The sequence below is a fragment of the Methylobacterium sp. E-065 genome, assembly GCF_022829605.1.
Lineage (GTDB): Bacteria > Pseudomonadota > Alphaproteobacteria > Rhizobiales > Beijerinckiaceae > Methylobacterium.
Map to the genome: position 1 here is coordinate 1 of NZ_JAKSYD010000074.1, position 18150 is coordinate 18150.

Consider the following 18150-nt stretch of genomic DNA (forward strand, 5'->3'; position numbering starts at 1 on the left):
GCCACCGGCTCGGCGCCGAGGAGCGGCAGCACCGCGTCGCGCACGCACCAATGCGATGTGGCGCGATACCCCCGCAGCAGGCCGGCGGCGCCGAGGATCAGCGATCCGGTGCAGACGCTCGTCACCCAAGCGGCCCGTTCGCCACGATCCCGCAGTAAGGCGAGCAGCCGGGCGTCGCGCATCTGCGCGGGCGTTCCGTCGCCGCCCGGCACGAACAGGACGTCGAGGTCCCGCGGGCAGGTCTCTGAGGTGTGGGTCGCCAACAGCGACAGGCCGGTATCCCTCGCCACCGGGCCGGCGGACTAGGCGGGAAATGGACGGCGTCCGGGCGCCAACCCCGCGGGCAGGTCCTGGGGGCCGACGAGATCGAGCGCGGTGAGGCCCGGGAACAGGAGCATCGCGATCCGGACCGGCCGATCGTCCGGGATCGGCGCCGGAGCGTCGTCGGCTCGGGTTAGGAGCGGCCAAGCGGCAGCCGCCGCAGCCGCGGCGGCGATGAGGTCCCGGCGGTGCAGGCCCGCCGGCCCGGTCACGAAAGGCGCGTCACAGCGGCCAAGCCGCGTCGCGATAGGCGCTGTCCCAGAACATCCATTCGAGGCGCGTGGCCTGGGTGAAGGCGTGGTGCATGCGTGCCCGCTGGCCGGCAGTGACGTCCTCCGCCGCCCGGTCGGTGGCGGCGATCATCGCAGCGACGGCCTCGGCGAAATCCGCGCCCGCATAGGTGTCGATCCAGGCGCGATAGGGGTTGTCGGGTTGGGCGCGGGCGAAGATGTCGTCGCCGACTTCCTTGTAGATCCAGAAGCAGGGCAGCAGGGCAGCGCAGACCACCGGGAACGGCTCGGCATACGCAGTGGCGAGCAGGTAGTTCACGTAATGGTCGCAGGCCGGCGTCAGCGGAGTGGCCGCGAAGGTCTCGGGCCCGATGCCGTAATCGCGAAAGAAGCCGCCGTGCAGGGCGCGCTCCACCACGATGGCCTCCTGGGCGGCGGCCGAAAACTGCACGATCCCGTCCGGATCCGGTGCCTTCGCGGCGGCGAGGCTCAGCGCTCGGCCGAAACCCACAAGGTAATGCGCATCTTGCACGATGTAGTGGCGGAACCTGTCCTGCCGCAGCGTGCCGGCGGCGAGTTCCGCGTTGAACGGCATCGACCGGATCGTCTCGTAGGCGACGGCGTTGCGCGCCCAGGCCTCCCCGGAGAACGGCCCCGGTCCGGAATGCTCGACCATGTCAGCAGCGGCCATGTCAGCCCTGCCGCTGAGCGTGCGTGACGGCGACGTGGATCAGCTCGGCCAGTGTTCGCACGCCGAGCTTCTGGCGCATCTGCGAGCAGGCATTCGTGACGGTTTTGTAGCTCACCGACAGGTCGGTGGCGATCGCGCCGTAGGACCGCCCCTGGGCGAGGCGCGCCAGGATCTGCTGCTCGCGCGGGGTCAGCTGCGATTCCGGCGTGCGCCGGGCGTCCGCCCGCAGCATCGCGACTTCGGTGGCCAGCCGCCGGTCGAGATAGACCTCGCCGATCCGCACCTTGCCGAAGGCCTCGAACAGCTCGGCCGAGGCGTGATCCTTCAGGACGTAGCCGAGCGCCCCGGCCTCCAGGGCGCGGGCGACGATCACCGGATCGTTGTGCATGCTGAACACGAGGATCCGCGTCTGCGGCGCCACCGCGCGGATCCGGCGGATCAGGCCGAGACCGGCCATGCCGCTGCCCTGGAAGGTCAGGTCGCAGATCACCACCGGCGGCCGGAGCCGGTGGAAGATCCGGTAGCCGGCGACCACCGAAGTCGCCTCCGCGATGGTCTCGACGCCGGCATCCTCCAGCACGCGGCGACAGCCCTGCAGGACGATCGGGTGATCGTCGATGACGAGAACCGGCAGGCGCGTGGCGGCGATGTCGATCTGGGAGGCGATGGCGTTCATGCGCTCTGCGCGTTGTTCTCGTCGCCCCGGTCCGGCGGGACCGGGATCATGATCCGGACGATTGCGCCGGGGCCGGCATTGTCAAGGGCGAAGGTGCCGCCCAGGGCCTCGACGCGCTCGCGCATCCCCGAAAGACCCAGCCCGGTGCCGGGCTCGGCCGGGGCGCCAGGGCCTGGAAGCCCGGTGCCGTTGTCGCGGATCGTCACCGTCAGGTGGCTCCCGGTTTCCGTGGCCTCCGCCTCGACCCGGGTGGCGGCGCCATGCCGCACGGCGTTGGTGGCGCTCTCCTGCACGCAGCGGAACACGGTGAGATCCACGAGGTCGCCGTAGCCGCGCGCCAACCCATCGAACCGGCCGACGAAGTCGAGGCCGGGATGGCGCTGGGCGAAGCCGCGCAGGAGCAGATCGAGGCAGGTGGCGAGCGGCGCCTGCCCGAGACCGTGCGGCCGCAGACGGTTCAGCAACTCCCTGTTGACGGTCTGGACCTGCCCGACGATGGCGCTGATCTCGGCCGCCCGCGCGGTAAGCTTCTCACGGCTCGGTTCGGTCGGACCCGAGGCGATCCGGGCGATCGAGGCGGCATTCGCCTCCAGCGCGAACAGGCACGGGCCGAACTCGTCGTGGAGTTCCAGGGCGGTGCGGCGGCGCTCGTCGTCCTGCGCGGTTAGCAATTGCCGGTTGAGGCGCCCGTTGGCGGCGCGAACCTCGCCCAAAGCCGCCGCCACCTTGTTGAACCGCTCGGCGATGACCGCGAGTTCCTGGGCGCCGGGGGGCGCGAGGCGGGCGGTGTAATCGTGGTGCTCCAGCTGGGTCAGGCCGACGCCGAGCCGCCGCAGCGGCGCCAGGATGCGGCCGAGAGCGACGTAGAGCGCCATCAGCATGGCGACGTTGATCGCCGCCGTGGTCAGCGAGAGCGCCCGCGCGTAGCCCCAGATCTCGTCGATCTCGTCGAGGGGCTGGGTGGTGATCTGCGCCGAGCCGAGTTGCTGCCCCTTCGCCGTGATCGGAAGGGTGTGGCGCTCGATCGGCGGCATGATCAGGTCGGCGAACCAGCCCGGTGCTTCCCGTACGGTCCGATGGGTCGGGACCGCGCTGCCGACGCGCGCACCGGCATCGTCGAGGACCGCGACGCGGACGTGCCGCAGCACCTTGAAGCGCAGGTCGAGGGTCTGGAGCAGGCTTTCGGGTGGGGTCGTCTCGGAGAGGCGGATCGTGTCGGCGACCAGCGATTCCACGGTCGCGAGCGAGGCCCGGGTCTCCACCCGCACCGCCGTCCGGGCGTTGAGCACGATCACGCCACACGAGATCAGGGCCGCCAGGGCGTCGATGAACAGCACCACGGCGATGAGCCGCGCCCGGGTCGACCACGTCGACCAGGGCCAGCGCCCGGCCCGGCTTGCGGCAGCGGCGGCCATCGGGAGATTTGTCGGTCGTGCATCCACGCCGAGACCCATAGCGGGCACGCGGGCGAAGTCCATGCGGCGGCGGTCGATCCGGGCGTCTTCAATGTGCCGGTCGATCACGGATCGTTAAGCCGTAGCTGCATATCTTGTGGATAGACGTGGATCGACTGGCCCCGCCCAGAATTCGGACCGACATCTTTGCGCCGTATTGCGGCTCCTCTACTGGCAGCCGAGTTGAACCGCCTCCGGCTCGCCGGAGGAAGGCGATCGGTCATGGGGGGGCTGGTCGCGCGCGTCGTGCCTCGTGTCAGAGACCCCGGACCATGATCGACCTCGCTCTGGACCCCTCAGACACCCGAGACAATCGGAATCCGGCAGCGCCACCGCGCCGTGCGCTCGACCTGCGCATCGTCCTGTTCGGGCTGGCCGGGATCGGCGTGCTCGGCGGCTTCGGGGTCGCCGCCTCGACGCTGATGGCCGGGCTCGCATCGCCCCCCCCGATGAAGTTCACCGCCGCGCCAGGTCGGGCCCAGGACTGGCCCGACCTGAAGGACGGGCTTCCGGCCCTTGCCGGAACCGTCGCGTCGGCGCCCCCTGAAGCGAAGCCGGCCGAACCGGTCGCTCAGGCCCCGCGCATGGCATCCTTGCCCGACACGTCTACCCCTGCGGCAGCGCCCAGCAAGGCGCCGGTTGCGCCCCCCGCCAAAGCCGCCGACGCATCCGTTCCCCCGACCCGGCGCATCCCGACCCCGACACCGGTCTCGCCGCTCGCCGCGAGCCGTCAGGTCGTGCCGCTTCCGCCGAGCCGCACGGCTGCGCTCCAGACGCCGCGCGCATCCGAGACGGTACGCGCCCGCGTGCTGACCGAGCCGGCCCCGAAGCCGGTCGCGGCGTCCGCACCGGCGGAGAAGGCCGCGAAACCGACGCCCAAGGTCGTCGCCACGAAGCCGACACCGCCGACGAAGACCGCCGAGAAGGCCAAGCGTACGGCTCCCACCGCCGTTGCACAGGCGGAGCCCGCGGAAGCGGAAGAAACGGAAGTGCTCGGGATCAAGCTGCCGTCGCTGGCGCCTGCCGGACGCAAGCTGAAGGAAAGCGTCGACGCCATCGGCGACGCGGTGAAGAGCGTATTCTGAACGGCCGGACAGCCCGCGCGCGCTCCCTAAAAATTCACTGCGGGCGACGAAGTCCACACAATGGCGCCGACACGCTCTCCTCCTCCTTGCGGGGAGGAGTTGGAGGTGGGGGTGGCGCAGGAGGCACCATTGCGCCTCATCCTGAACCACCCCTACCCCTGGCCCCTCCCCAAAAGGGGGAGGGAAAAGCGCTTTCTCTTGAGAGCCTTGAGCCTGGAGCGAGATGTGTGAACCCACAAGCCCGCGCCAGCGAGCGCTTCGGCCTCAGCCGCGGCCCGTATTGCGGCCTGGCTTGTGCTCGGGACGCGGGCCGGACTGTTCGGCCTTGCGCTGATGCTTGCCGGCACGGGGGCTGGCGTAGCCCTTCGGGCCGCTGGGACCAGCCGAACGGCCCTGACGCTCGGTCGGTGCGGCATCCCCCGCGATCGCCTCGATCTGGATCTCCGGTGAGCCATTCCGGGCGAAGGCTTCGGCGAAGCGTGCCGCCGCGTTGCCGCGCACCTCGAACTTGGTCTCGCGATCGAAGATCCGGATCGCCCCGATCTCCTGGCGGTCGATGCCGCCCCGGCGGGTCAGCATCGGCAGCAGGCGGCGCGGATCGGCATTGTCGCGGCGGCCGAGGTTGAGCCGGAACCAGACCGCAGGCCCCATGGAGGCGATCCGCTCAGGGTCCATCGGATCGTAGGGCGGACGCTCGCCCCGGGGGGCCCGACCCTCACCGGGGTCGCTGACCTCCTCGGGAGCCGGCAGGCGGGTGCGGTAGACGCGGGCCAGCAACGCCGCCAGTTCCTCCGGGCTCTTGCCGGCGAGCAGCGTCTCGGCCAGCGCGATGTCCTCCTCGGCGGGGGGCTCGGCGAAGAGCGGGTCTTCGAGCATGCGCTCGCCGTCGAGACGCCGGATCTCGTCGGCCGAGGGCGGCCCCGACCATTCGGGGCTCACCTTGGCCATGGCGAACATCTGCTCGGCCCGGCGCCGCCGGGAATTCGGGATCAACAGCACCGAGGTGCCCTTGCGCCCGGCGCGGCCGGTGCGGCCGCTGCGGTGCTGCAGAACTTCGGCGTCGTGCGGCAGATCCGCGTGGATCACGAGGCTGAGCGACGGCAGGTCGATGCCGCGCGCGGCGACGTCGGTGGCAACGCAGACCCGGGCGCGACCGTCGCGCAGGGCCTGGAGCGCCGCGTTGCGCTCGCCCTGGCCGAGTTCGCCCGAGAGCGCCACCACCGAGAAGCCGCGCTCGGTCAGGTTCGCCTGGAGATGGCGAACGGCGTTGCGGGTGTTGCAGAACACGATCGCGGTCGCGGCATCCGCCTCGCGCAGGAGGTTGAGCACCACGTGCTCGGTCTCCCGCGGCATGATCCGCACGGCCCGGTAGGCGATGTCGGCGTGGCCCCGGGTCTCGCTCTTGATCGCGAGCCGCAGGGCGCCGCGCTGGTAGCGCTCGGCCAGCGTTTCGATCGCCTTCGGCAGCGTCGCGGAGAACAGGTAGGTCGCCCGCTCCGGCGGGGTCGCCGAAAGGATGAACTCGATATCCTCCCGGAAGCCGAGATCGAGCATCTCGTCGGCCTCGTCCAGGACCACGGCGCGCAGAGCGGTCGGATCGAGGTTGCGCCGCTCCAGATGATCGCGCAGGCGCCCCGGCGTGCCGACCACGATGTGGGTGCCGTCGGCGAGCATCCGGCTCTCCCGCCGGGGATCCATCCCGCCCACGCAGGCGGTGATCCGGCCACCGGCCGGGCCGTAGAGCCACAAGAGTTCGCGTTGCACCTGGAGCGCGAGCTCCCGGGTCGGAGCGATCACCAGGGCGAGCGGGGCCGCCGCAGGCGGGAGGGCCTCGGCGTCGCCCATGAGCATGCCGGCCATGGCGAGGCCGTACGCCACGGTCTTGCCGGAGCCGGTCTGAGCCGAGACGAGGAGGTCGCGTGCGCCGGCTGCCGCCTCCAGCACCGCGGCCTGGACCGGGGTGGGATCGGCGTAGCCGCGTTCGGATAGGGCCCGCGCGAGGGGGGCGGGCAAGGTCGGGAAAGGCAAGTTTTAGAAACTCTCAACGGCCGCGCCGCACTCGGCTGCGCGCCATCGCGCGGCGAAGAGTTCTGGCACCGGACTTTATTCGGGTCGCCTTAAGGTAACGCCAACCGGGCGCGCTGACCACTCCCGCCGCAGCATGGGGCGGTTGCACCGGCTCAATCCAGGGTGCGAAGGTCGGTTTGGCTGAAATCCTGGCCTACAAAGAGCAGCGGGCAATCCTGTTCCTTCGCGAGGTGATACGCGAAGCAGTCGCCGAAGTTCAGGCCGGCCGGTTGAGACCCTTTCCCCCAGCGCCGATCGATTCCGGCGATGCGGCGCGCCGCGGCGGCGGTCACCGGCACGATCTCGATGGCGAGCGCTTCGATGAGGGTGCTCATCTCGTCGTTGATGTTCCGACGGGCAGAGACGATCAGGGCCTCGGCCAACGTGGCCGCCGACATGAGAAGCCGCTCTTCGCGCTGGATGATGGCACTACACCGCTCCGCCTCCGGTTCTCTCAGGAGAATCGCCATCAGCGCCGATGTATCGATGACGATCATCCTGGCAGGCCGTCGTCGCCGTAAAGGCATTCCTGGCTCCAGGCTGCACCGGGCCCCGGTACGAGCTTGACGGCAGCGGCAGCTTGCAGGGCCGCGATGATGTCGCCGCGTGCCGCGAGATCAGGCTTCGGCACGATGGTGGTGAGGCGAACCACAGGCTGGCCGTGCCGGGTCAGAATCACTTCGTCGCCGGCCTCTGCGCGCCGGACCAAGTCGGTGAGTTGTGCCTTGGCGTCGGTCACGGATACCCGCATCGCATCCTCCCGGATCGCCTCTGGTCGCGTCATGCAAATGGACTATGACATGGTCTAACATTGGAAGCCGCAGCGTCAATGCGGCAGGTCAGGAGAGCGGCACGGACATGATCGGACTCCTGCGGGTGGCGGTGGCCTGGGCGACGGTTCTCGCCTTCGCGTGGTTCGGCAAGGGCTGGCTTGCCGACCTGTCGCAGCCGCTCGTCGCCGGAGCGCTGTTCGCGTGGCTGCTGGCGGTGATCGTCTGGGCGGCCTTCGGCGTCGTGCACGAGGCGGAGGCGATCGCCCACCGGCTGGGCGAGCCGCTCGGCACCCTGGTGCTGACGCTCGCCATCGTGATCATCGAGGTGGCGCTGATCTCGGCCGTGATGCTCTCGGCGAAGGACGCACCGACGCTCGGCCGCGACACGATGTTCGCCGTGCTGATGATCGTGCTGAACGGCGTGGTCGGGCTCGGGCTGCTGGTCGGCGGCCTGCGCCATCACCAGCAGCGCTACAACCTGCAGGGGGCATCCGCCTTCATGGCGGTGATCATCCCGCTCACCACGATCGCACTCGTCATCCCCAACTTCACCAGCTCGACCAGCGACGGCACGCTGACGACCCTCCAGGCCGTGGCCTTCTCGGTGTTCACCCTGGCGCTCTATGGGGTGTTCCTGTTGATCCAGACCGGCCGGCACAGCGAGTTCTTCATCGACGCGGAGGCCCGGGATGCGGAGCCACCGGCCGACGCCGCCTCCGAGTCGGGCGGCAGCATCGCCAAGTCGATCGGCCTGCTTCTGGCCAACGTCGTGCCGATCGTGATCCTGGCCAAGAGCCTCGCGGTGATCCTCGACCATGGGATCGCGGCGCTGGGTGCCCCCTCGGCGCTCGGCGGCGTGCTGATCGCCGCCATCGTGTTCACCCCGGAGGGAATCTCGGCGCTCAAGGCGGTGGCCCGCAACGAGTTGCAGCGGGCGATCAATCTGTGCCTGGGCGCGGCGACCTCCACGGTCGGCCTGACCGTGCCGGCGGTCCTGGCCATCGGGCTGCTCACCGGCCAGACCGTGGTGCTCGGCCTCAAGCCCACCGAGATGACCCTGCTCGCCGTGACGCTGATCCTCAGCGCCCAGACGTTTTCCGGCACCCGCACCACGGTGCTGGAGGGCGCGGTGCACCTCGTGCTGTTCTTCGTCTACCTTGTGCTGATCTTCAGCCCGTGATCGACGGCCTCACGCCCCGAACCGCTCGGTGCGGATGATTCCCGGTGCTACGCCGGCCGCCACGATCAGGTCGGAGGCCGCCGCGACGAAGCGGTTCGAGCCGCAGAGGAACACCTTCCCGGGCGGCCCGGTCCGGCGCAGCGCTTCTGCGACGAGGGCGGCATCGATGCGCTTGCCCCCCGGTTCCCGGGTCGTCGCGAGGTGGAGCGAGACGCCGGGATCCTCGGCCGCCAGCCGCTCCAGCTCAGGGAGCGCGATCGCGTCGGCCCGGGTCCGGACCGAGTAGATCAAAGCCGCCGGAATCGCCCGCCAGCCCTGCGCCCGCCGCCGCAGCATCGCCAGCAGGGGAACCACGCCGGATCCACCGCCGCCGAGGAGCAACGGGCCGCCATCGGGACCGTCCCAGGAGAACGAGCCGCCGATCGGCCCACGCAGCTCGACCTGATCGCCCACCTGGGCGATTTCGGTGAACCAGCCCGAGACCTCGCCGTCCGGCAGGCCCTCGATCATCAGTTCCAGGGTGCTGCTGCCATCCGGCGCCGAGGCGATCGAGTAGCTGCGCTGGGCCTGATACCCGTCCTCGGCGGTGAGCCGGACGTCGACATGCTGGCCGGCGCGATAGGTGTCCGCCAGCGGACAGCGCAGCCGGACGCTCGTCACGTGGGGCGTGACCGGCGCGATCGCCGTGATCGCGGCCCGGTGCCAGCGGAAGACGATCGCCTCAGTCACCGGTGTAGCGCTGCTCACGCCAGGGATCCCCGTACATGTGATAGCCGCGCAGCTCCCAGAAGCCGGCGGTGTCGGTCTTGGTGAAGCGCAGGCCCTTCACCCATTTGGCGCTCTTCCAGAAGTAGAGATGCGGCACGAACAGCCGCGCCGGGCCGCCGTGATCCGGGTGGATCGGCTGGCCGGCGTAGCGCGTCGCCACCAGGGCCTGCCCGCCGACGAGATCGGCCACCGGCACATTGGTGGTGTAGTCGTCATAGGATTCCGCCAGCAGGAACGGCGTCGGCGCCGCGATCCCGGCGTCCGTCAGCAGGTCGTCGAAGCTCACGCCCTCCCAGGCGGTGTCGAACTTCGTCCATTTGGTGACGCAGTGGATGTCCCCGTTCCACGTAGTCCGGGGCAGCGCCTCGAACGCCTCCCAGCTCCACGTCTTGATCGGGCGAGAGCCGTCGCGCAGCGTGAACTGCCACGTGGCGCGATCGACCGTCGGGTTCGGGCCGATCTGCAGGATCGGAAAGTCGTCAGTCAGATACTGGCCCGGCGGCAGGCGTGCACCGGTCTCGGGCGGCTGCCTGCGCCCGACGAAACCCCGTGTCACCATGCCGGCCTCCGTTGCGCACCCGATCGAGCGGGTGTGGTGCGGCGGAACACCCCACGTCAAGCCGGCCGGTCCGGCCGTGTGCGGCCGAACAAACGCCCCAAAGCTCAGGCGTGCTAGCCGGACTGTGCCGATGTTCGGCACGAATCGCCTGCTTCCAGGGGGATGTCATGAAGTACCTACTCGCGACGAGCCTCGTCGTCGGGAGCCTCGCCACGCTGGCGCCGGCCGCTCAGGCCCGCGACGGCATCGGGGCCGGCGGCGCGGCTGCGCTCGGCGTGCTCGGCGGCCTCGCGGTCGGCGGCGCCATCGCGTCGTCCAACAACGGCTATTACCCGGGCCGCCCGGTCTACCGCGCCCCGCCGCCGGTCTACGTCGAAGAAGATTACGGCCCGGTCTGCCATTTCGAGCGCCGCCGGACGGTCGATCCCTACGGCGACGTCTACATCCGCCGCGTCCGCGTCTGCGAGTAAGTGGCCTCCGGCGCGGGCTCGACGGCCCGCCCCGGCTTCAGCCGCTCGGCACAGGCGATGCCGCCGAGCACCAGCGCCAGGGCGATCCCTTCCGTCGCCCCGAACGGCTCGCCGACCAGCAGGACGGCGAGGATCGCGCCGAAGATCGGCACGAGGTTGACGAACAAGCCGGCCCGGTTCGGGCCGATCAACTCGACCCCGCGCATGAAGAACAGCTGCGCGAGGAGCGAGGGCCCGAGGCCAACGAAGGCCACCATCGCCCATCCCTCCGGGCCCGGCCAGACGGCGTGCCCCGTTGCCCATTCCACCGCCAGCGGCGGCAGCGAGGTCAGCAGGGCGGCGACCGCCATGGCGGCGAAGAAGGCCAGCCCCGGGACCTTCGGCCGGGTCGGCAGGAAGATCGTGTAGCCCGCGTAGAGCAGACAGGCGCCGAACACGAGCACGTCGCCGCGGTTGAAGGCGAGGTGCGTGAGCACGGCCAGGTCGCCATGGGTCGCGGCCAAGCCTGCGCCGATCAGGGTGAGAACCACGCCCGCCATCTGACCGGCCGTGACCGGGACCCGGTAGGCCACGCGGTTCAGGAGGATCACCAGCACCGGGATCGCCCCCTGGAACAGGGCGAGGTTGATCGCCCCGGTATAGGCGCCGGCGGCGTAGAACAGGCAATTGAAGGCCGTATAGCCGAGGCCGCCCATCAGCAGGATGCGCAGCCAGTGCGGGCGAAGCAGGGGCCAAGCCGCGGCGAGCTTGCGCCCCGCGAAGGGCACCAGCACCGTACAGGCCACGGCCCAGCGCAACGTCGTGATGACCTGGGGCGAGATATGCCCGGGCGCCCAGCGGCTCGTGACGGCGTTGCCGGCCCAGAGCAGCGCCGTGAGTGTGAGCAGGCCGTAAGCGGGTGCGGCCGCGTGGGCCGCCCGCTCCGAACTCAACGGCGGCGGAACTGGCCGCCACGCACCTGCGGCCGCGGGCCGGAGGAGCGCTCGTCCTTGTGGCGGAACACGAGGCGGCCCTTCTCGAGATCGTAGGGCGACATCTCGACGGTCACCCGGTCACCCGCCAGTGTCTTGATGCGGTTTTTCTTCATCTTGCCGGCCGTGTAAGCCACGATCTCGTGGCCCTGGTCGAGCTGCACGCGGTAGCGCGCATCCGGCAGGATCTCGACGACGAGACCGTCGAACTGCATCAATTCTTCTTTTGCCATGCACCTTCTCCAGTCGGACCGTCCGGCAGCAGGCGTTCCGGCAATACGTCTCGGTTTATGATCGAGCTCGGGAAACGCCGCAGGGCGCGGATCCGATCCGACGGACCGCCCGCGCCAGCTCAGCAGCACACTCGCATGTAGTCGCCGCGGGAACCGGCCGCAAGTCGCGGCGCGGCCTAAGGGATCCGTCATCGACATGATTTGCCGGCTTTCACGGCTCGGCGGTGTCGTGTCCGGCATAGTCGAGGCGGCCATCCGGCATCCGCCGCCACACACGCAGGGTGACGGCGCCGCCGGTCCGATCGCCCCTCGCGTCAAAACCGACCGACCCGAGGATCGTGCGGGCGGGTGGGCCGCTACGCAGGGCCTCAGCCACCTTGCGAACATCCGCGATCCGGCCGGTCTTCGGATCGGCCGCACGGGCACGGTCGACCGCCTGATAGAGCAGTTCCACCGCCGCGTAGGCGCCGGCCGCCACGCTGTCCGCATCCGGGCCGCGCGGGACCGGCTTGCCGCTTCGGGGATCGGGTAATCGCGGCGGATCGGGCGCGAGCGTCATGACGGTGCCCTCGCCAGCCGTGCCGGCCATCGTCGTGAAGCCGGGATCGAGGATCCCGTCGCTCGCCACCAGGGTGGCACCGAGCCCGGCCTGCCGCATCGCATGCAACAGGGTCGCGGCCTCGGGGGCGAGCCCGCCGAAATAGACCGCCTCGACCCGCGCCGCCTTCAGCCGGGCGACGAGATCCGCGAGATCGCGGGTACCGCGGGGGAAACTGTCGAACAGCACCTCCGGCGCACCGGCCTCCTTCAGCTGCGCCGCCACCGCGTCGGCGAGGCCACGGCCGAAGGTCGAGCGATCGTTGAGGATGCCGACCCAGCGACCGGCGAAGGTTTTGGCGAGGTAAGCCCCGGCGGCCCGGCCCTGCTGCGCGTCGCTGGGACCCAGCCGGAATGTGTTCCAGAAGCCGCGGCCGGTGAGCGGCGAATAGCTCGCGCCCGTCGTGACCAGCACGGCGCCGGCATCCTCGTAGACGGGCGAGGCGGCGGCGACCGCGCCGGATTCGAACGGCCCGACCACGAGACGCACCCCGTCGGCCATGAATTTCCGGGCTACGGAGACGGCCTGCCGGGCGTCCCCGGCATCGTCGGTGGGCACCAGCACCAGCCGGGGGCGCCCGCCGGCTGCCCGGTTGATGTCGGCCACCGCCTGCTCGGCCCCCTGCCGGAGGCCCTGGCCGAAGGCGGCGTCCGGGCCTGAGAGCGGCGCCGAGAGGCCGATCCGCACCGGCGCCTGCGCGGTGGCCGGCGTCGCGGCCGTGGCGATGAGGCCGGCGAGGGCCAAGGCGAGGTGTCGGATCATGGCGGCACCCTACGGCCCGGCACAGGGTTTCCGGAAGAGGCGCTTCCACGTACGGACGAGCCTGTCCGGCCGGCAATGGGCCATGCACCCTGTGAGCGTATCGGCATACAGATTCGCACGGAAGCGCTGGCGGGCGGGCGCGATGTGCGGAATAAGGGCGTCACCCCGGCTTGACGCCGGGCCTGCTGGCGCGCCGACGCGCCGCCGACCAAGACCCTCTGGGACGATTGACGATCATGACCTCGCTGTTCGCCGGCATCCAGGACGCGCCGCTCGATCCGATCATGCGCCTGTTCGAGGCCTTCAACGCCGACCCGAGCCTGAAGAAGCTCAACCTCGTGGTCGGCGTCTACACCGATGCGGACGGCAAGGTGCCACGCCTGCGCGCCGTGCAGACCGCCGAAAAGCGCTGGATCGAGAAGGGCCTGCCGAAGACCTACCGGCCGATCGAGGGCACCAAGCCGTTCCGCGACGCGGTCCAGGAGCTGCTCTTCGGCAAGGGCGCGCCGATCCTGTCGCAGAACCGCACCGCGACGCTCCAGAGCATCGGCGGCACTGGCGCGCTGAAGACCGGCGCGGACGTGCTGGCCAAGCTCTATCCGAACGCCCAGGTGGCGGTCAGCAACCCGAGCTGGGAGAACCACAAGGCCCTGTTCACCCAGGCCGGCTTCACCGTGGTCGATTACCCCTATTTCTCGGCCGAGACCGGCGGCGCCGACTATCCGGCCATGAAGGCCTATCTCCAGGATCTGGCGAAGGGCTCGATCGTGGTGCTGCACGCCTGCTGCCACAACCCGACCGGGGCCGATCTCAGCCTCGATGAGTGGCGCGACCTCGTGCCCCTGATGGCCGAGCGCGGCCTGATCCCGTTCCTCGACATCGCCTACCAGGGCTTCGGCAACGGCCTCGACGCCGATGCCGAGCCGGTGCGCCTGTTCGCCGAATCGGGTCAGGAGTTCCTGGTCGCCTCCTCGTTCTCGAAGTCGTTCTCGCTCTACGGCGAGCGCGTCGGCGCGCTCACCATCGTGGCCGAGAACCCGGCCGCGCGGGCCAAGGCCGAGTCCTTCGCCAAGCGGCTGGTGCGGGCGAGCTACTCGAACCCGCACACCCACGGCGCGGCGATCGTCGAGATCGTGCTGACCGATCCCGAGCTGCGGGCTGACTGGGAACGCGAACTCGGCGAGATGCGCGACCGGATCCGCACCATGCGCGAGCGGATGGCCGACAGCCTGCAGCAGCGCCACCCCGAGCGCGGCTTCGACGCGATCAAGACGCAGAAGGGCATGTTCTCCTACACGGGCCTGAGCCCCGCCGAGGCCACCCGCCTGCGCGAGGAGCACGAGGTTTACGCTCTGGAGACCGGCCGGATCTGCGTGGCCGCGGTCAACACCCATAACATCGACCACGTCATCGATGCGATCGACGCGGTGGTGAAGGGCTGACCCTGTGGCGGCCCCCAAGCGCGTCTGCCGGTTCAACGTCTGGATCAACCCGGTCTTCGACGAACTGCTGAGGGCCGAGCCCGATATCGACCTGCAGGTCGGCGATCTGCAGGGACCGGAGGACGCGCTGCTGGCGCTTTTGCGCGAGGCCCACGTCTTCCACGTCTCGCCCGCACGTGACGAGCTGCCGCGCCGGTGGCACGTCACCGACGCGCTGCTGGCCGAGTGCCCGAACCTGCTGGCCGTTTCGTCGGGCGGCGCGGGCTTCGACACGGTCGACGCCGCCGCCTGCACCCGGGCCGGCGTCGCGGTGGTCAATCAGGCCGGCGGCAACGCCCGGTCGGTGGCGGAGCTGGCGATCGGCCTGATGCTCGCGGTCTCGCGCAAGATCTGTATTTCCGACCGTCTGCTCCGGACCGCGCGGGGCTTCTCGCGGGAATCGCTGATGGGCCACGAGATCGGCGGCTCGACGCTGGGGCTCGTCGGGATCGGGCATACCGGCCGCGCGGTGGCCAAGCTCGCCCGCGGCTTCGACATGCGGGTCCTGGCCTACGATCCGCTCCTGTCGGCTGACGAGATCCGGGCCCGCGGGGCGGAGCCGGTGGAGCGGGCGCAGTTGCTCGCCGAGTCCGACATCGTGTCCCTGCATTGCCCGCTCGACGAGACGACCCGCGGCAGCTTCGATGCCGAGACATTCGCGGCCATGAAGCCGGGGGCGCTGTTCATCACCACCGCCCGCGGCGGCATCCACGACGAGGCTGCGCTCGCGGAGGCGCTGGCTTCCGGACAACTGGCCGGCGCAGGCCTGGACGTCTGGGCACCGGAGCCGCCGACGCTGGGCTCGGCGCTGCTCCAGCTCGACACGGTGGTGGCGACCTACCACACGGCCGGCGTCACGCATGAGGCGCGCCGCAATGTCGCTGCCTGGGGCGCCGAGCAGATCATCGGCATCCTGAATGGCGAGACCCCACCAAGGCTGGTCAACCCGGAGGTGTGGCCGGCGGTGCTGGAGCGGCGGGCGCGGCTGCTGGGCTGAGCTCCAGGCGGCAACCGCTATAAGGCGCTGATCCACCCCTCCACCTCATCTGAGGTGCCCGCGTCAGCGGGCCTCGAAGGAGGGCTTCACGGATCGCAGTGCTATCTGGAGGGCTCCTTCGAGGCCTCCGCTGCGCTCCGGCGCCTCAGGATGCGGGTGAAATTCGGATTTCCCAGATCTGGCGGCCCGCTATGGCGCAGCCCCCATCCACCCAAACCCCGCCTCGGTCCCGGCCGCAGGGTGATACTCGCAGCCGACGAAGCCAGCATATCCGACCTCTTCCAGCGCCGCGAAGATCGGGTCGAACGCGATCGTGCCGGTCCCGGGCTCGTGCCGGCCGGGATCGTCGGCGATCTGGACGTGGGCGATGAGCGGCGCGTGGGCGCGAATCAAAGCCGCCGGATCGTGGCCTAGACAGACGCAGTGATAAGCGTCGAACAGCAGCTTGACGTTGTCGCGCCCGATCGCCCGGATTGCATCCACCGCCACCAGCGGATCGTCGATCACGTAATTGGCGATCGAGCCTGGGCCGATCGGCTCGACGATCACCGTCATGCCGCGTGCCTTGGCGGCATCGGCCGCGAAGGCGAGGTTTTCAAGATACGTGTCCCAGAGCTTCGCCTGCTCGACCCCCGCGGGTCGGACGCCCGCCATTGGGTGGACCATGCGGCAGCCGAGTTGTTCGACGTAATCCAACGTCGGCGCGATCGTGGAGCGGTAATACTCCACCTTGTCGGGTAGGGCCGCGAACCCCTTCTCGCCCTTGGAGGCGTTGCCCGCCGGGAAGCCGGTCTGAACCAGCGGGACGCCAGCCCGCTCCAACCAGCCCGCCACCTCCCGGGCCGGCGTCGCGAACAGATTCGGATGCTCCACAGCCCGGAACCCGGCCTTCGCGGCAGCCGCGAAGCGTTCGGCGAGCGGCAGCTCCGTGAACAGGAAGCCGCAATGGCCGCTGAGGCGGTTCTTGAAAGCACCGAGCTTCATGGGTCAGGCGCTCCGGCCGGTCTCGAGCATAGCGCGCATCCGGTCCACCGCGGCGTGGGGCGCGGTCAGGACCGGGACGGACACCGCCTTCCGCACCGCCTCGGCGGCCCGGGAGGTGGAGAAATGCGCCAGCATGATCGCGTCGCAATCGTCCAGTTCCGGTGCACGCTCGGCGATCAGGCGATTGTGGGTCTCGGCATCGCCGGCCCGCAGGCGCGCCATGGCGTCGTCCACCAAGATGGTCCGCAACGTGGCCGGGCGCGCCGACTGGCCCACGAACTCCTCGAACTCGTCGGTCATCGTGCCGATGGACGGGCCGAAGGTCGCCAGCATGCCGATGCGCTCGCCCTGCGCGATCGCGGCGCGGAACATCGCCTCGTTGGGCTTGAGCACCGGCACCGGCACCGTCTCGATCAGCCGGTCGATCGCCGGCCCGAAGGCCGAGCAGGTGATCAGGATGCCGTCCGCGCCCATGTCGTGGCCATAGCGACCGAACCGCACGAAGCGCTCGATCATGCCCTCCGAGATGGCGCCGGGCTCCTTCGCCCGGTCGGCCGACAGGCCGTCGTCGAGGAGGTTCACCGCCTCGGCCTCGGGCCACTTCTCGGCGAAGGCGGCCTGGATCGGCGCCATGGCGACCGGCGTCGCGTGCAGGAGGACGATGCGGGGCGCCATTGGATCTTCCAGGTTGAAGGCAGGGGCGATCGACGCGTTGTAAGCGATTTCAGAACGGTGGCACAATAGCGCCGGTCACCCCGCACCGCGCCGGGGCGGCGCCGTGCTGGCGCGCAGGATCAGCTCAGCGTCGATCTCCGTGAGCCGCACCACCGGGCGTCCCTGGATCCGGGCGATCAGGTGGTCGCCGGCGGCATGGCCGATCTCGACGGAGTGGATGCGGATCGTCGTCAGCGGCGGGTCGAGGAAGGGCGCGAAATCGGAATCGTTGTGGCCGATCACCGACAGATCGCCCGGCACCGAGATCCCGCGGGCACGGGCCTCGATCATCGCTCCAAAGGCGATCTGATCCGTGCCGCAGATGATCGCGGTGGGGGGCGGTCCACCCGCCAGCATCTGGCGGAACCCGTCGCGGCCGCCGCCGATCCCGTAGGAGATCTCGATGTCGTGCTCGGGCGCCAGCCGCAGCCCGCGGGCGGCGAGCGCCTGGGCGATGCCGGTCACCCGGGCGCCGCCGCGGTCGTTGTCCTTGCGGAGCCCCGAGATTACCCCGATCCGGCGATGGCCGAGATCCATCAGGTAATTGGCCGCCCGCGCTGCGGAGGCAGCGTTGTCGAACCCCACGCAGGGGTGCTCGCGCGACAGACTGAAGGTCTGCACCATCGGGATGCCCGAGCGGGCGATCCGAGCATGGAGATCCGGGTGGTGGATGTCGCCTACCAGCATCAGCCCATCGATGCCCCGTTCCAGCAGGAAGGTCGCCTCGCGCAGCTCGTCCTCCAGGTCGTAGCCGGCATTGGCGGCGATGAGCGTGTAGTCGGCCTGCCGCAGCCGGTCCTGCACGCTCGACAGCACGCGCACGAACGCTTCGTTCTCGATGTTGGGCACGACCGCGCCGACTGCCATGAAGCGACGGGTCGAGAGCGCCCGGGCGGCGCCGTTGGCGACGAAGCCGAGATCCTGCGCGGCGCGCATCACGGCCTCGCGCTTGTCGGCCCGGACCCCGGCAGAACCGTTCAGCACGCGGGAGACCGTCGCGGTGGAGACGCCGGCGCGGTGGGCCACGTCCCGCGCCACCGGGCTGCGCCCCGGCGGTTCAAGGATGTCGTCCGGCAGATCCAGCACCGATTTCTTCTCCCCCCTGCTCGGGCTCGTCCAGCATTATATTGACACTC

Annotated in this window: 19 protein-coding genes and 1 pseudogene; 5 read left to right on the plus strand and 15 right to left on the minus strand. The window is 70.2% G+C overall.

All coding sequences use genetic code 11. The annotated features are described in order from the left end of the window. The 4 genes and pseudogenes from MKK84_RS06975 to MKK84_RS06990 form a co-directional block, all read right to left on the minus strand. A pseudogene (locus MKK84_RS06975) lies at positions 1-398 on the minus strand (DJ-1/PfpI family protein); the annotation flags it as partial. Positions 399-543: 145 nt separating this feature from the next. After that, the gene (gene tenA, locus MKK84_RS06980; protein ID WP_409566460.1) at positions 544-1227 is read right to left on the minus strand and encodes a thiaminase II; all 684 of its coding nucleotides are present in this window, start codon (positions 1225-1227) and stop codon (positions 544-546) included. Between the two features lie 16 nt (positions 1228-1243). Next, positions 1244-1918 carry a response regulator gene (locus MKK84_RS06985; RefSeq protein ID WP_243917968.1) on the minus strand — a complete coding sequence of 225 codons (675 nt, stop codon included), beginning with the start codon at positions 1916-1918 and terminating at the stop codon, positions 1244-1246. Then, complete coding sequence (locus MKK84_RS06990) at positions 1915-3396, minus strand: ATP-binding protein (protein ID WP_409566461.1); 1482 nt, start codon at positions 3394-3396, stop codon at positions 1915-1917. Before MKK84_RS06990 ends, MKK84_RS06985 begins: the two co-directional genes overlap by 4 nt. Positions 3397-3644: 248 nt before the next feature. Here MKK84_RS06990 and MKK84_RS06995 point away from each other — a divergent pair, with 248 nt between their 5' ends. Further along, positions 3645-4457, plus strand: coding sequence for a hypothetical protein (locus MKK84_RS06995; protein ID WP_243917972.1), 813 nt, complete (start codon positions 3645-3647; stop codon positions 4455-4457). 264 nt (positions 4458-4721) lie between these two features. Here MKK84_RS06995 and MKK84_RS07000 read toward each other — a convergent pair whose 3' ends face one another. From MKK84_RS07000 to MKK84_RS07010, 3 genes are all read right to left on the minus strand, one after another. Beyond that, the gene (locus MKK84_RS07000) at positions 4722-6485 is read right to left on the minus strand and encodes a DEAD/DEAH box helicase (RefSeq protein ID WP_243917973.1); all 1764 of its coding nucleotides are present in this window, start codon (positions 6483-6485) and stop codon (positions 4722-4724) included. Positions 6486-6637: 152 nt separating this feature from the next. Further along, positions 6638-7021, minus strand: a complete 384-nt coding sequence (locus tag MKK84_RS07005) for a type II toxin-antitoxin system VapC family toxin (protein ID WP_243917975.1) — start codon at positions 7019-7021, stop codon at positions 6638-6640. Beyond that, positions 7018-7275: a type II toxin-antitoxin system Phd/YefM family antitoxin gene (locus MKK84_RS07010; protein WP_243917977.1), complete on the minus strand. Its 258-nt coding sequence runs from the start codon at positions 7273-7275 to the stop codon at positions 7018-7020. The genes MKK84_RS07005 and MKK84_RS07010 overlap by 4 nt, the downstream gene beginning before the upstream one ends. A gap of 107 nt (positions 7276-7382) precedes the next feature. Between MKK84_RS07010 and MKK84_RS07015 the strand changes: the two genes are divergently transcribed. Further along, positions 7383-8477 (plus strand): calcium:proton antiporter, encoded by a 1095-nt coding sequence (locus MKK84_RS07015; protein ID WP_243917979.1) that lies wholly within the window; start codon positions 7383-7385, stop codon positions 8475-8477. Positions 8478-8486: 9 nt separating this feature from the next. Here the strand turns inward: MKK84_RS07015 and MKK84_RS07020 are convergent, their stop codons facing one another. Together MKK84_RS07020 and MKK84_RS07025 are read right to left on the minus strand one after the other, a co-directional pair. Beyond that, on the minus strand, positions 8487-9224 hold the full coding sequence (locus MKK84_RS07020) for an FAD-binding oxidoreductase (RefSeq protein WP_243917981.1): 738 nt from the start codon (positions 9222-9224) through the stop codon (positions 8487-8489). After that, the gene (locus MKK84_RS07025; RefSeq protein WP_243917983.1) at positions 9199-9804 is read right to left on the minus strand and encodes a sulfite oxidase-like oxidoreductase; all 606 of its coding nucleotides are present in this window, start codon (positions 9802-9804) and stop codon (positions 9199-9201) included. The genes MKK84_RS07020 and MKK84_RS07025 overlap by 26 nt, the downstream gene beginning before the upstream one ends. 167 nt (positions 9805-9971) lie before the next feature. Here MKK84_RS07025 and MKK84_RS07030 point away from each other — a divergent pair, with 167 nt between their 5' ends. Continuing rightward, a complete protein-coding gene (locus MKK84_RS07030) occupies positions 9972-10274 on the plus strand; it encodes a hypothetical protein (protein WP_010682882.1) in 303 nt (100 codons plus the stop codon). On the opposite strand, the gene MKK84_RS07035 is transcribed toward MKK84_RS07030, so the two are convergent. The 3 genes from MKK84_RS07035 to MKK84_RS07045 form a co-directional block, all read right to left on the minus strand. Next, on the minus strand, positions 10244-11206 hold the full coding sequence (locus tag MKK84_RS07035) for a DMT family transporter (protein WP_243917985.1): 963 nt from the start codon (positions 11204-11206) through the stop codon (positions 10244-10246). The genes MKK84_RS07030 and MKK84_RS07035 overlap by 31 nt on opposite strands. Continuing rightward, entirely contained in the window at positions 11203-11478 is a 276-nt protein-coding gene (gene infA / locus MKK84_RS07040) for a translation initiation factor IF-1 (protein ID WP_243917987.1), read from the minus strand. Before infA ends, MKK84_RS07035 begins: the two co-directional genes overlap by 4 nt. A gap of 211 nt (positions 11479-11689) precedes the next feature. Next, the gene (locus MKK84_RS07045) at positions 11690-12838 is read right to left on the minus strand and encodes a branched-chain amino acid ABC transporter substrate-binding protein (RefSeq protein WP_243917989.1); all 1149 of its coding nucleotides are present in this window, start codon (positions 12836-12838) and stop codon (positions 11690-11692) included. A 236-nt stretch (positions 12839-13074) separates the two neighbouring features. On the opposite strand from MKK84_RS07045, the gene MKK84_RS07050 reads away from it, so the two are divergent. Together MKK84_RS07050 and MKK84_RS07055 are read left to right on the plus strand one after the other, a co-directional pair. Continuing rightward, positions 13075-14280, plus strand: coding sequence for an amino acid aminotransferase (locus MKK84_RS07050; RefSeq protein WP_243917991.1), 1206 nt, complete (start codon positions 13075-13077; stop codon positions 14278-14280). 4 nt (positions 14281-14284) lie between these two features. Next, positions 14285-15316 (plus strand): hydroxyacid dehydrogenase, encoded by a 1032-nt coding sequence (locus MKK84_RS07055; protein WP_243917993.1) that lies wholly within the window; start codon positions 14285-14287, stop codon positions 15314-15316. Between the two features lie 189 nt (positions 15317-15505). Here MKK84_RS07055 and MKK84_RS07060 read toward each other — a convergent pair whose 3' ends face one another. The 3 genes from MKK84_RS07060 to MKK84_RS07070 form a co-directional block, all read right to left on the minus strand. Continuing rightward, positions 15506-16300: a hydroxypyruvate isomerase family protein gene (locus MKK84_RS07060; protein WP_243917994.1), complete on the minus strand. Its 795-nt coding sequence runs from the start codon at positions 16298-16300 to the stop codon at positions 15506-15508. A gap of 3 nt (positions 16301-16303) precedes the next feature. Continuing rightward, positions 16304-16975, minus strand: coding sequence for an aspartate/glutamate racemase family protein (locus MKK84_RS07065; RefSeq protein WP_243917996.1), 672 nt, complete (start codon positions 16973-16975; stop codon positions 16304-16306). Between the two features lie 75 nt (positions 16976-17050). Next, positions 17051-18100: a LacI family DNA-binding transcriptional regulator gene (locus tag MKK84_RS07070; RefSeq protein ID WP_243917997.1), complete on the minus strand. Its 1050-nt coding sequence runs from the start codon at positions 18098-18100 to the stop codon at positions 17051-17053. Positions 18101-18150: the final 50 nt, after the last annotated feature.